The organism is Providencia sp. PROV130 (assembly GCF_028482225.1).
Taxonomy (GTDB): domain Bacteria; phylum Pseudomonadota; class Gammaproteobacteria; order Enterobacterales; family Enterobacteriaceae; genus Providencia; species Providencia rettgeri.
On sequence record NZ_JAMPQC010000007.1, the window covers coordinates 36,460 to 50,275 of the forward strand.

Here is a 13,816-nt window from a genome sequence, read left to right on the forward strand (position 1 = left end):
AATTATTAGACGTAAGTCACTATATTGGCGGTGTCTTTTTGTTTTTCTCACAATAAACAAAAAAGGTTGGGCTAACTCAGTCAATTAACCACATCTTGATGGTGACTTTATTTGACTGATTACGCCCGAATAAGCCCGAGTTGAGCTGTTTTGTTGCGAGTTTGTAAAGTGAGGTGCTTTTTAAATGGCCTAAATCTGTTTACCTTAATAGGTAGATATAGGTTATCAACACACAAAAAACATCACGATAATAAATTTTTGTTGTTGATATTAAAGCATATTTTAGCAAGCTAGGGAGTTGTTATGTTAGAACAATTGAAACAACAGGTTTTTGAAGCGAATCTCGCCTTACCCAAACATAACCTAGTGACCTTTACTTGGGGTAATGTGAGTGGTATTGACCGTGAAGCTGGGTTAATGGTGATAAAACCTTCAGGCGTTGACTATGAAACCATGAAAGCAGAGGACATGGTGGTGGTCTCGTTGGAAAGTGGAGAAGTGGTAGAAGGGAAATATCGACCTTCTTCAGATACTGACACGCATTTGGCGCTGTACCAAGCATTCCCTGGAATTGGCGGTATTGTTCATACTCACTCTCGTCATGCCACTATTTGGGCTCAAGCTGGGCAGCCATTGAGTGCCTTAGGGACAACCCATGCTGATTATTTCTATGGTGAAATCCCTTGTACCCGCAAAATGACAGAAAGTGAAATTGAAGGGGATTATGAAAGAGAAACAGGCCATGTGATCATCGAAACCTTCAAGGAAAAAGGACTGTCAGCAAAAGATATTCCAGCCGTATTAGTGAATAGTCATGGTCCATTTGCTTGGGGAACAAGCCCCGATAATGCAGTGCATAATGCCGTGGTATTAGAAGAAATTGCCTATATGAATTTATTTACCCGTCAATTAAGTTCGCAAATAGGTTCAATGCAACAAGTCTTATTAGATAAACACTATTTACGTAAACACGGCAAAAATGCGTATTACGGGCAAAAATAAAGCAGTTAAAAATTCATTGAATAAAACTGGCGAACAAAAGTTATTATTGATTTTATAACCAATAACGGATTTTTTCGTCAATAAAATAGCCACAATAAATAAGCTATGTGGCTATTTTACTGTTTTTTAAATACAGCCATTACTCAGGTTTATTTTATTAAGCCTGTGGTTGTTTATAAAATAATTAAATTTATTTAAATTAAGTATATTTCTCTGAGTTGCTTAATATCATGATTTGTGAATTTAAGTTCATTTTTAATATAGTTTTCTACAGAGCCGGATATTTCTTCCATCGCATTAAAGACTTCTATAATAAATGATTCTTGAGTATCAATCAGTGAAAGTAAATAATCCAGTACATTTTTGTCTTGAGTTATTTTCCGATATCCCGCCATTTTAATTTCGTTACGTTCAAGTCGGTTAAAATGGGTGAGCATATAGTCCTGCACAATGGTTTTTTTCGGAACACCTAGCATGGAAAGCACCAGTAATGCACCATAACCGGTTCGATCTTTTCCGCCTCGGCAATGCTGAATATTTGGGGCATTATGACTATCTAATAAAACTTCTATCATTTGCTTAAAGGCGGCTTTTGACTTATCACTCACTACAAATTGGCGATATTGCTCTAATATTTGTAACCCATCGCCGTTAATCATCTCTTTCGGAATATGCTGGATAACACTTTCGATTAACGCTTTATCTTCATTATCTGGTGATGCGGCAAATTGTGCTGCTAATTCAGCAGTTTGAGCTGTTGCATCAAGATGATAGGTTTTCTTTTCACCAACATGGCAATTAGGCGATTTATTAATTTCATTTTGAGTACGATAATCGATAATGCTGTTAATCCCTAGATGGGAAATATAATTGACCGCTTGTTCATTCAAATTAAACAGATGGTTGGAACGGTATAACATTCCCCATTTCACCTGTTTTCCGTCTGTTGTGGTATAACCCCCAAAATCACGGAAGTTATTTAATCCCTCAATAGGTAATGTTCTTTCAGCGAATAATCTACGTCCATTGGCATTTTGTAAAATAAAATAGATGCGTTGTTTAGCATTTAATGGGTCTTGAACTGTAATGCTATTCTCTAATTTATCTGTAATGAAATTCTCAGGATAAACCTGAGTATCAGGTTTATCCGTCCAATATAATGCCAGAGGAGAGGATGGAATTTCACTAAACTTTATTTCGAGTGTTGATTCATTCACTCTGTTGACTTCGATTTCCATATATTTCCCTTTATCATCCTAAAATTCCGAACACGGAACAAACAACACCTAAAACCATAATGGCAACAATGAGTGCAACGGTATGTTTCCCTTGAAATTTACGAACAAGGAAGAAAATACCGAGCGCAAAGAGAAGGGTGAGTAAGTTAGGTATTACCTTGTCAAACATCTCTTGTACTTTGATAGATTGCTCACCGACGGCGATGGTTAGCGGAGTGGAAAGCTTGACGGTCGTCGCTATCAAGGAACCTAGGACCATGACCCCGACAACGTTCGCTATATTAGTAATTCGCTGAATAATATTTGATTTCTTCGATTGCTCGATTAAATCAACGCCTTTGTTATAGCCATAATGAATAAAGAAATATTTGGTGCCGATATTGACGATATTAAACAGAATAAACATTAATATAGGGCCGATAATATTACCTTGCAGCGCAAATGCGGCTCCGATGCTGCCGCAAATGGGTAGCCATGTAAATTTTAATAAGCTATCGCCAAGACCTGCAAATGGCCCCATCAAACCGGCTTTTACAGAAACGACCGCCTCTTTTTCTTCTTCTGTTGTTTTTTCTTCTAATGCTGCGGTGACACCGAGAATTAATGCACCTGCGTTAATTTGTGTATTAAAAAACTCGAAGTGGCGTTGCATGGCTTTAATACGCGTTTCTTGATCTGCTTTTTCATAAAGCTTATCGAGAACGGGTACCATACAATGAGCAAAACCAATAGTTTGCAGTTTTTCGTAGTTGTATGAGAATGACATGGTTTGAATTCGCCAAAACATACCATTAAGCTCTTTTTTCGTGAGTTTTTTATTTTCAGAGGTGGTTATTTCACTCATAGGTCATACTCCTCTTCTTCATTTTTATGGGAAGTTGGTGCTGTTTTTTCTTCTGGTGTTTGGCGCAAGCTGTTAGCAAATGCCATGTCATAAAGCACAGCAAATGCCAGAGCGATAAAAGTAATTGGGATAATTGGCAATTTTAAATAGGTTGTGAGCATAAAACCGAGCAGAAAGAAAAACCACATTCTGCCTTTAAGCAACATGAGTAACAGAATACAGATACCAACAGCAGGGATTAGTTTAGATGCGACACCCATACCGGTAAGAATACTTTCAGGTACGGCATTTAATATGCTATTGACTAAGTCACTACCAAAATAAACCGCAATAAAGCAGGGAATGGCACGAATAAAAAACCACAGTGGCGTCGAGAAATAATGCACTTTTGTTAGGCCACTGTAGTTGCCATCAAGAATGGATTTACTGGCCCAGACATTTAAGAAACTGGCAAAAGAACGCCAGATAATCAGTAATTGCTGACATAGAATAGAGACAGGTACGGCAAGGGCGATACCCGCTGCAATTCCGCCATTGGAAGCAATACCGAGCGCAACTCCAATAATTGAACCGGCGATAATATCGGGTGCAGAATAAGCACCAACATTACCAATTCCCATCCACATTAATTCTAATGTGGCGCTAATGGCTAACCCTTGCACCATATCGCCCATGATAATACCGGCCACAGTACCGGTAAGTAATGGGCGTCTTAGCATTTGCGGACCGACATCATCCAATGAGCAAATACCTGCCCAAATCGCAATTAAAATGGCCTCTACCAACATAATAGGCTCCTCACTTATTAAGTGAAAATAAGTATGATTAGATGAATTAATTGAGTAATGTTTTTAATTCAACAATGGGATCTTTAGGAACCATTTGAATTTCAACAGTAACGTTATTGTTGATGAGCGACCTAAAGGCTTGTTCTTCATCCGGTGTCACAGCAACCGCACGAGATAAATTACGACGGCCCTCTTGCATACGCATTCCGCCGACATTCAGTTTTTCCAATTTTAAGCCACTTTCGACGAGCCTATTCACATCAATACTGTTAGTAAACAGCAACATAGTACGGCGTTTAATTTCTGCTTTTTTTAAGACTTCAATGAATTTATCGACACCAAAAACGACGACTTTTAGATCTGGTGGCGCCGCCATAGTAAGAACGGATTGCTGAACAGTGTCATTGGCAACTTTGTCGTTGACAATAATCACCTGCTCAATATCAAAATTTTTAACCCAAGTAGTAATAACTTGGCCGTGGATAAGTCTGTCATCAATTCGAGCAACGTTAATTGGCATGGGATTCTCCTAAAGTTCGCTATCGTTTTGTGCTAATGGTTTAAGTTGTTCACCGACATTAATGCAACTGTCAGGGAATACATCATTAATGACTTGATGAAGTTCATGTAAAGGAAGATCTCGGTTGCTGAGTATTTCGAGAAAAGTCGGAACGTTGATTCCGCAGTACAGCACGACATCATTTTGAGTAATAACGAGCTCACTGGCTAAATTGCAAGGAGAACCGCCTAATAAATCGACCAAAATTAAAACACCATTGCCTTTATTAACATGCTGATATGTTTCAAATAAATGTTTTTTCACCTCATTAATATTGCTTTCTCTTTGAATCGAAATCACGCTGATATCTTCTTGCGAGCCAATTAGCATTTCAGCACATTCCAATAACCCTTGTGCAAAAGGCCCATGGCTAGCCAGTATGATAGGTATTTGAGAGCTCATTTTTTCCCCTTGTATTTATCTTTTTTATTTTAGTAATAAAATTACTTTTATATATTTATTTTGAAGTAACAATATCACAAAAAATAGGAATGAAAAGAGGGAGCTCCCTAGAAAGGGTCATTTTTGTGAGCAAGATCGAAGTGGCTACTCAGAGCCACATAGGCGATGTTAAGAAGGAGAAAGTCGATCAGTTATTGCTGTTTAGACGAGTAAAGCGTTCCGCACGAGTGTTAATTTGTTTTTGAATTCTTTCATCATATTGTTTGATAAATAAGTTAGTAATCAACATATTAATTACAGTGAGTTGGGATATTTTTGAGCGAATGGGGATGATCCTTGAAATATTTTCAGTCGATATTGTATGCAAGATAGTCTCAGCTAAGGTTGATACTGAACTTTGTCCCATTTTTGTGATAGCAATGGTCGGAACTTTCAATTCTCTGGCAAGAGTGAGTAGCTTGATACATTCGTGGTTTTCACCGGAATGAGATATGACAATGACAAGATCGTTCTGATCTAACGTATTCACGATACTAAATTGAATGCTGTAATCAAGGTGACAATTAACATCTTTTTTTATTTTAATTAGTTGATATTCAAATTCTTTTGCAACTAATCCACTACTACCAGCACCATAAATTACAATTTTTTTACTCTTGCTAATTAACTCATTTGCTTGCTTAAAGGCATTTAAATTAACCAAAGCACAAGTTTCTTCTATGGATGATTTTTCAATCAGTCCTACTTTGTGATTAACGGTTTCCATCGAGTCATTAATGTCAATATCTTCTTGCAGTAGGGTGCCGTATGACTTGTGATTAATCGATGAAATTAAATCAATTTTTAGGTCACTAAAACCTTGGTAGCCCAACTTATGACACAGGCGCAAAATAGTGGTGGTACTGACCTTATTTTCTTGGGCAAGGGATTGAATGCTAATACTTTGCATGTTTTTCTTATTAGCAATAATGTACTCAGCGACTTGTTTTTCTTTGGTGGAAAGGCTGTCTCTGGCCTCTCTAAGTTTTAGGTCTATCATTATTTACCCTGCTAATAAATTAAAATTTGCCATCAAGAAACGGATCCTACCATATCCTAAAAATAGGGAAATGGTGACTTTTCTTTATTGGGTTCATGTCACTATAAATGGGTTTATGGTTCAGGCTAGAAAGTCAGGTTGGTAGGGAAAAATTAATAAATATAAATAGTTAGTGATATCCCTATTGCTTAACGATGGCCTAAGCAATAGGGAATAGTTTGTTTTTAAAGTGTGACGCCCATTTTGAAAATTGCTAATTCACGAAAGTCATTGATTTCATTTTTGGTGTGCTCACCATTAACGGTTTTCACAACAAGCTGAATGAAGTCATCTAATAACTGATCCATGGATTTTCCTGTTAATAGGGCGCCCGCATTGAAGTCAATCCAATGGGGTTTTTTGGCGGCTAATTCATTATTAGTCGCAATTTTCATGGTGGGAACAAAGCCACCGTATGGTGTGCCGCGACCGGTGGTAAATAACACCATATGACAGCCTGCCGCACCTAAGGCACTGGTCGCAATGGCATCATTACCCGGTGCACTTAATAAGTTGAACCCCGGAGTTGTCAGGCGCTCCCCGTATTTTAAAACATCCATTACTTGGCTAGTACCTGCTTTTTGTGTGCAGCCGAGGGATTTTTCTTCGAGTGTCGAAATACCGCCGGCTTTATTCCCTGGAGATGGGTTTTCATAAATTGGCTGGTCATGGGCAATAAAATATTGTTTGAAGTCATTGATCATATTGACCGTTTTCTCAAACGTTGGTTCATCATGGCAGTGGTTCATTAGAATTTGTTCTGCACCAAACATTTCAGGGACTTCCGTTAACACCGTAGTTCCGTTATGGCTGACTAAAAAATCAGAAAAACAGCCCAACAGTGGGTTAGCGGTGATCCCTGAAAGCCCATCAGATCCACCACATTCAAGGCCAAATTTCACTTCACTCAGTTTGCCAGCTTCACGTTTATCCTGCTGTACGAATTGATAAAGCGCATTAAGGTGCTCGACACCGGCTTCAATTTCATCATCTAATTGTTGGCATACCATGAATTTCACGCGTTCATCATCATAGTCACCTAATGTTTCTTTAAAGGCGGCTACTTGATTATTTTCACAGCCTAAACCAATGACTAGAACACCACCTGCGTTAGGGTGCTTAACCATATCTTGTAAAATAGTACGCGTTGTTAAATGGTCATCACCGAGCTGGGAACATCCTAAAGTATGGTTATACAGATAAACGCCATCAATATCAGAAGCACCATGATGTTGTTTATTAAAGCGCTCGATCATTTTCCTAGCGAGTGCATTCACGCAGCCAACGGTTGGGATCACCCAAATTTCATTGCGGATCGCGACATCACCATTGGCACGGCGATAAATTTGTACATCGGGGTTTGGCAGCGTCGCGACGAGTGATGGGTGTTCAGGGTGATATTCATAGTCATTTAAGGCACTTAAATTGGTGATGATATTGTGTGTATGAATATGCTCGCCAACGGTTATTTTCGTTGTTGCGTGGCCGATAGGCGCTCCATACTTCATGACATTTTCACCCGTTTCAATCGTATCTAGGGCTATTTTATGGCCGCGACCGATGTCCTGCTTTAATGCCACGGATTGACCTTCAACGGTGACAGTATCACCCGCGAGTCTATCGATTAAGGTAATGGCGACATTGTCATTCGGATGTATTTTTATTATATCTTTTATCATATTGCATTCTCTGGGTTGAAAATCGGATTCAGTGCGATCGGCCACCTAGTGTCGATTTTTTTTGTTGTCTAAATTTCAAACATTATACGATCCGGTTTATAACTTTTAAAGATGTTATACCAATTTATTGGGATTTATTTATCAGTGAACTTCTATTTAACCCATTACCATAAAATTTCGTTATACTGTGAGGCATTAGTGGCCAATGAGTCGGGTTGTTATATGAAAGGAGAAAATAATGAGCTCACAAGAGAGTGAACCGCGCCTATACCAACAAGTTGCGGCTCTGGTCAAAGAACGCATCGAAAATGATGAATACCCAGTTGGCACTAAATTGCCTGCAGAACGGTTACTTGCTGATGAAATGAAGGTGAGCCGTACGGTGATCCGTGAAGCTATCATTATGTTAGAAGTGGAAGGGTATGTGGATGTACGCAAAGGATCTGGCATACATGTCATCAGTAATCGGTCTAATAACTCAGTCAATACAGAAACCGGATTCGAATTTAGTCGTTGTGGGCCATTTGAACTATTACAAGCAAGGCAACTGATTGAAAGCCACATCGCCGAATTTGCCGCAAGCCAAGCCACGAAAGAAGATATTTTAAAATTGGTTGATATTCAAAAGCATGCGCGTAAAGAGGATCGTTTTCGCGACTCAACATGGGATCTTGCCTTCCACATGCAAATTGCCGCGTCGACCCATAACAGTGCGATGGTGGTGATTGTTGAGCAAATGTGGAGCCAACGCTTACGTAATCCTTACTGGCTCAAGCTTCATGAGCACATTGATAACTGTTCGATTGAGAGCTGGTGTGATGAGCACGACCAAATTTTACAGGCGTTAGCGCGTCGAGACCCGAAAGGGGCGCGGCAAGCCATGTGGCAACATTTGGAAAATACCAAAAAAATGTTGTTCAATGCGACCAGTGATGACTTTGAATTCACTATGGATCGCTACTTCTTCGCAGATAGCCCAACGATGGATGATGACAGCTAGTTATTCTTCATCATCTTCAGATATCTGCTTCAGCGCGGGGAGATTAACTAAAATAATTTTCCCGTATTTTGCATCAATCCAACCGAGTTTTTCCCATGCGACTAAACGCTTATTGATGGTTTGCCGTGTGGTATTAATGATGGTCGCCAAATCATCTTGTGTCAGATAAAGGCTCAATTGAATCCCCTTTTCATGAGGTTCACCATAACCTTCCGCTAAACTCAATAAACGCTTAGCCAGCCGGGCGGAAACAGACAATAAGGCGCTGTCATTGATAATGGTAAAGGCATTACGAATCACTTTGCAAAGCAAAATATTCAGAAACTGGTAAAAAACGGGGTGCTTTTCCAAGATCATGGCTAAATCTTTCGGTGATATCGTCAGTAAAATGGTTGGGCTAATTGCTTTAGCATCATGGGTGCGCGCCGACTTATCTAGCATGGCAATTTCGCCAAACCAATTGCCAGGTGAAAGATAGCGAAATACACATTCACGGCCATCTGAAGATATCGAACTCACTTTTACTGAGCCTTGAATCACCGCATATAGACCACGTGCAGGGTCACCTTGATAGTGGACCATTTCACCATCAGGATAGAAGCGTAATGTGGCGCATGTCATTAAGATGGAAATTAAATAATCGGGTAAGTTACTAAACCAACTATTTGTTTTTAATATTTCAAGAATATTTTCATGCGTTAGAACTAATTGGCTGTTTTGTACCGCAATGTTCATCTGAATGCTCCCTGCATGATTGGCTGACTTATCATGACATTTGGTAGGGTTATGTTCAATCATGAACCACCGCAATATTCGAGTAAACCTCACAAATAAAAAATAGAGTAATAGAAAACCCGAGCCATTTATTTTGGCTCGGGAGGGATTCAAAAGATCATTAATTAATCTTCAAATCGTTTTTCAATACCTAATCTTCTTAATGTCAGAATTAACAAACCACCGATAAAGGCGACTAAAGCGATAAAATAGAGCCCTGCACGGGCAGACTCAAAGGTGGTTTCTGCCCACACTCTTAAGTTTGGTGCCACAAAGCCACCTAAGTTACCCACTGAGTTAATCAGGGCGATTCCTGATGCCGCAGCGGTACCGCCTAAGTATGCAGATGGGAAGCTCCAGTACAGAGGTTGCATGGCTAAGTGGCCTGCTGCTGCGACACATAACGCAATAATGGCAATAACTGGAATGCTATCAAATAAACCAGAAACAGCGATCCCGGCAGCCCCTAACATAAAGGTAATGGCAGCAACTTTACGGCGTTCTTTTAGGCGTTCTGAAATACGAGGGACGTAGTAAACTGCAATGGCCGCACACAGTGGTGGTATGGCGGTGACAAAGCCTACAAGTATGCCGACTTTACTGCCCAATAACGTACCAATTTGGGTTGGTAAGAAGAAATAAATACCATAACCGCATACTTGAACGGTAAACCAAATCAGACACAGGTAGAGAACGCGCATATCTAATAATGCACTCAAGGCACCTTTCGGGCTATGACCTGCTTTGGCATCTTCTTCCAAGGCTAATTTAGCGGAAAGTGCACTTTTTTCCTCAGCTGTCAGCCACTTGGCTTTTTCAGGGCGGTCATCAAGGTAAAAGAATACCCAAATCCCGACAATAGATGCCAATAAGCCTTCTACGACAAACATTAACTGCCAGCCGTATAAACCGAAGGCAAATGAAGTTCCTTCTAACGACAGGAGTGAGCCTGATAATGGGCCACCAATGATAAATGCCAGTGGTGCACCAAATAAGAAGTAGCCTGTCACCCGTGCACGGATATTTTGTGGGAACCAGAAGGTTAAATACAAAATAACCCCCGGGAAGAAGCCCGCTTCACTGACACCAAGTAAGAAGCGTAGCACAATGAAGGTGGTTTCATCATGGGCAAACATCATGGCGGCAGAGACGAGCCCCCACGTGACCATAATGCGCGATAGCCATACTCGGGCACCAATGCGGTACAGTAGAATATTACTTGGTACCTCAAACAATGCGTAGCCGATAAAAAAGATCCCTGCACCAAATGCGTATGCAGCATCACTTAACCCAGTGGTTAACTGAAATTCTTGTTTCGCGAAACCAATATTTGAACGGTCTAAATAAGCCAATATGAACATTAATACCACCATTGGTATTATTTTTCGTATTGCTTTGCTGGTAGCCGATGATAAATGATCCGTATTGGTGGACATGGTTCACCCCAGTTTTTTGTAAGATAGTAATGTTATCTATTCATTTTTATTATGTGTTTAGCCCGCCGCTGAATAACCAGCAGAGTAGAGTATAGAGCTAATATGCTCGTCATACTTCAAGTTGCAGTGTTGTTGGCTGCATCATGAATTATTTAGAGTATAAATAAGTAATTTAAAATGAATAATTCTTGTTATTAATTTCCCTTTTTCATGTTGTTAGAAATGAAATATTGAAAAAGGGAATGATCATTATTTCACGTTAAATTTAGCTAATGCTTCAGGTTTTAACGTCGTACCTGCCCCAGGCGCGGTTGGTGTGGTATAAACACCATCAATAACTTCGACCGGGTCAACAAAGCAGTCCAGTGTCCAAGGAATGAATTCCAGTAAAGAGCAGGCTGGATGTGCCATTACCAGATGCAATTGTGCCTGCATCATATCGCCATGGTGTGGTGTCACTGGTAAATTAAAGGCCATACCTAAGTCAGCGATTTCCCATACTGCAGTTAAACCACCGCAGCGTGTGGCGTCAGGTTGTAAGTAATCAACGGCACCCGCTAAGACAAATTCCTTAAATGAATCATTGTGATAAAGTAATTCACCTAATGCGATAGGTGTATCCATATAAGCGGCAAGCTGTTTATGGCTGGCGACATCATCATGCCACAACGGCTCTTCAAACCACTTAATATTAAAATCATTTAAACGGTGGCCATATTGCTTGGCTATACTGATATCCCACTTACCATTCGCATCTACCATTAGGTCGATATCATCGCCAATTGCGTGGCGAACTGCTTCAATACGTTGTAGATCTTCGCGTGGGTCTGGTTTGCCAATCTTCATTTTTATTGCTTTGAAGCCTTCTTCGAAGATCATTTTTTTACAATCATCGACTAAGTCTTCTTGGCTACGCACTAACCAACCGCAGTCGGTGTTATAGGCGTTAACTTTATTGTGTTTTGAACCGCCAAACAGTTGCCAGAGCGGCTGATCTGCGGCTTTAGCTTTAAGATCCCAAAGGGCGATGTCGATGGCAGAAATTGCCATTTGCATCAGACCACCACGGCCAACCCAAATATTGGTTGAGCTGCGAGTGAGTTTTCGGTGCAAATAACGTACTTCTGTTGGGTCTTCGCCGAGTAACATAGGACCGAAAACATCTTCAATAATGGTGGTGATTAAGCGGTCGGTAGTGATATCGGCGTGTGTTCCGGTGTGGCCATAGCCGACTAACCCACATTCTGTTTTGATCATGACACCCGGCATTCCCCAATGGGTAATACTGTGAGTTGAGTCACCAATTAGGTCATTAGTGACAGGTACGTGCATGATAAAAGTACTAATTTCTTTTATTTTCATTATTGTTCCCAGGTGTTGTAAGGTGGTTGAATGCCAATCTAGCAGTGGGAAATGGATTAAACTGTCAAATGATTTACAGATTGTGCCTTGATGGCGCCTTTTACTGATAAATATGAGCTAGATCTCTTTATTTTGTATGATAGATCACGATGAAATATCTAAATTGGTATAACAACTTAATAAGTTAAGATAACAACCATTCGTTTTAAGTATTATTTTTCGTGATAATAATGAGAATGGGACAATAAAAATTTTTATTGGGGTATGGGGTTCAATCTAGAGTAGGTTTAGAATAATTGCGGAAACCCAGCGTTATAGCGGATGAAAAATGTCTAAACGATTACTTTTATTACTGTGTATTTTATTTACGAGCTTTCTCCCTCAATCTATGGCTTCTGAAATCGTCAATAATACCGATGATTGGCAGTTGGCAGACATCCCACCCAAGCTAGTTCAAACAAAGCAGTCTGAAATTATTTTTGCGATGATTGCTGGAGAAATGCGCGCTGTCGCAGAACTGAACGCAGAACACGGGTTTTACGCTTATTCTCCCTCAGGGGATTATTGCGCGATGCAGTTTGGCAATGACTACGCATTTGTGAAAACGATATCATTTTCTAACAAAAAGCCGCGCTATGTACCTGAAGTAGATAGGCTAAATGACTTACAAAATCCCATTTATGATTATTTAGTCACACACCAAAAAACAGCGGTATACAACTCAACTCAAAGTAATCGTAAGCAAATAGCCTCTTTATGGGAAAACCTGCGTTATCCTGTGTTAGCGCGGATGATTAAAACGGATAATACAGGTGAAAAAACGGCATGGTTAACCATTCGTCTTGGGGATAGGCTAGGCTATGTACGTCTAGATGATGTTTCATTGGATAAAGGCATTCCGATTTTAACTTATCACCATATTCTCAAAGACAGTGAAAATAAGCATTTTCGTGAAACGTCCACCACAACATCGGTGGAAGCATTTCGCGAACAAATGAATTATTTAGAACAAGCGGGCTACCAAACGCTTTCGCTTGCCGATGTGGAAGACTATTTAAATAAATCTGCAAATCTACCGGGTAAGGCTGTTGTGTTGACATTTGACGACGGTTTAAAGTCGGTTTATCGCTATGCATTACCGATTTTAAGGCATAATCGCCAGCAAGCGACGCTGTTTATTATTTCTTCACGGATTAAAACACAGCCACAAAAATGGTCAGCGGATGGCTTACAATTTATGAGTAAGCAAGAAATCAAAGATAGCCGAGATGTTTTTAACATCCAATCTCATACTCACTTTTTGCATCGTTTAGATAGCCATAACTCACCAATTTTATTTAGCCGGAAAGAACATACAATTATGTTGGACTTTAAACGGTCGATGAAAATTTTGAGTCGCTTCGAACCGGAACAACGCTATTTAGCCTATCCTTTTGGTGGGTATAACTCCGCAGCAATGGACGCGGGGAAAAAAGCTGGCTTACATTTAGCACTGACAACCATTCAAGGAAAAGTCAAACTGGGGGATAACCCATTTGCCCTCAAACGTTTGTATGCTTTTCGGACTGACCCATTAGAGAAATTTGCTCAGATGGTTGGAAATAGTGAAAAAAGCGTCATAAATCAAAATATTATTATCGATAGATAATCAATA

The 13,816-nt window shown here is 39.9% G+C and carries 13 protein-coding genes; 3 read left to right on the plus strand and 10 right to left on the minus strand.

What is annotated here, in order from left to right:
- Positions 1-303: 303 nt before the first annotated feature.
- Positions 304-1,002, plus strand: a complete 699-nt coding sequence (araD, locus tag PSF28_RS06360) for an L-ribulose-5-phosphate 4-epimerase (protein WP_210838377.1) — start codon at positions 304-306, stop codon at positions 1,000-1,002.
- A gap of 194 nt (positions 1,003-1,196) precedes the next feature.
- On the opposite strand, the gene PSF28_RS06365 is transcribed toward araD, so the two are convergent.
- The 7 genes from PSF28_RS06365 to PSF28_RS06395 all read right to left on the minus strand — a co-directional run bounded on the left by PSF28_RS06365 (position 1,197) and on the right by PSF28_RS06395 (position 7,590).
- Entirely contained in the window at positions 1,197-2,240 is a 1,044-nt protein-coding gene (locus tag PSF28_RS06365) for a tyrosine-protein phosphatase (protein WP_210838375.1), read from the minus strand.
- A gap of 13 nt (positions 2,241-2,253) precedes the next feature.
- Positions 2,254-3,084, minus strand: a complete 831-nt coding sequence (locus PSF28_RS06370; protein ID WP_115168010.1) for a PTS system mannose/fructose/sorbose family transporter subunit IID — start codon at positions 3,082-3,084, stop codon at positions 2,254-2,256.
- Positions 3,081-3,872 carry a PTS mannose/fructose/sorbose/N-acetylgalactosamine transporter subunit IIC gene (locus PSF28_RS06375; RefSeq protein WP_004907885.1) on the minus strand — a complete coding sequence of 264 codons (792 nt, stop codon included), beginning with the start codon at positions 3,870-3,872 and terminating at the stop codon, positions 3,081-3,083. Before PSF28_RS06375 ends, PSF28_RS06370 begins: the two co-directional genes overlap by 4 nt.
- Positions 3,873-3,918: 46 nt before the next feature.
- Positions 3,919-4,392, minus strand: coding sequence for a PTS system mannose/fructose/N-acetylgalactosamine-transporter subunit IIB (locus PSF28_RS06380; RefSeq protein ID WP_109912664.1), 474 nt, complete (start codon positions 4,390-4,392; stop codon positions 3,919-3,921).
- Positions 4,393-4,401: 9 nt separating this feature from the next.
- Positions 4,402-4,833 carry a PTS sugar transporter subunit IIA gene (locus tag PSF28_RS06385; protein WP_109912663.1) on the minus strand — a complete coding sequence of 144 codons (432 nt, stop codon included), beginning with the start codon at positions 4,831-4,833 and terminating at the stop codon, positions 4,402-4,404.
- A 187-nt stretch (positions 4,834-5,020) separates the two neighbouring features.
- Positions 5,021-5,872 (minus strand): MurR/RpiR family transcriptional regulator, encoded by an 852-nt coding sequence (locus tag PSF28_RS06390; RefSeq protein WP_109912662.1) that lies wholly within the window; start codon positions 5,870-5,872, stop codon positions 5,021-5,023.
- 224 nt (positions 5,873-6,096) lie between these two features.
- Positions 6,097-7,590: a UxaA family hydrolase gene (locus PSF28_RS06395; protein ID WP_272684796.1), complete on the minus strand. Its 1,494-nt coding sequence runs from the start codon at positions 7,588-7,590 to the stop codon at positions 6,097-6,099.
- Positions 7,591-7,828: 238 nt separating this feature from the next.
- Here PSF28_RS06395 and exuR point away from each other — a divergent pair, with 238 nt between their 5' ends.
- Positions 7,829-8,590, plus strand: coding sequence for a transcriptional regulator ExuR (gene exuR / locus PSF28_RS06400; RefSeq protein WP_272684797.1), 762 nt, complete (start codon positions 7,829-7,831; stop codon positions 8,588-8,590).
- Here the strand turns inward: exuR and PSF28_RS06405 are convergent, their stop codons facing one another.
- From PSF28_RS06405 to PSF28_RS06415, 3 genes are all read right to left on the minus strand, one after another.
- Positions 8,591-9,388 carry a Crp/Fnr family transcriptional regulator gene (locus PSF28_RS06405; RefSeq protein ID WP_272664423.1) on the minus strand — a complete coding sequence of 266 codons (798 nt, stop codon included), beginning with the start codon at positions 9,386-9,388 and terminating at the stop codon, positions 8,591-8,593.
- Positions 9,389-9,489: 101 nt separating this feature from the next.
- Positions 9,490-10,800: an MFS transporter gene (locus PSF28_RS06410; protein WP_210838368.1), complete on the minus strand. Its 1,311-nt coding sequence runs from the start codon at positions 10,798-10,800 to the stop codon at positions 9,490-9,492.
- 249 nt (positions 10,801-11,049) lie between these two features.
- Positions 11,050-12,162: a mandelate racemase/muconate lactonizing enzyme family protein gene (locus tag PSF28_RS06415; RefSeq protein ID WP_004907900.1), complete on the minus strand. Its 1,113-nt coding sequence runs from the start codon at positions 12,160-12,162 to the stop codon at positions 11,050-11,052.
- A gap of 328 nt (positions 12,163-12,490) precedes the next feature.
- Here PSF28_RS06415 and PSF28_RS06420 point away from each other — a divergent pair, with 328 nt between their 5' ends.
- Entirely contained in the window at positions 12,491-13,810 is a 1,320-nt protein-coding gene (locus PSF28_RS06420) for a polysaccharide deacetylase family protein (protein ID WP_272684798.1), read from the plus strand.
- The last annotated feature ends 6 nt before the right edge of the window (positions 13,811-13,816 follow it).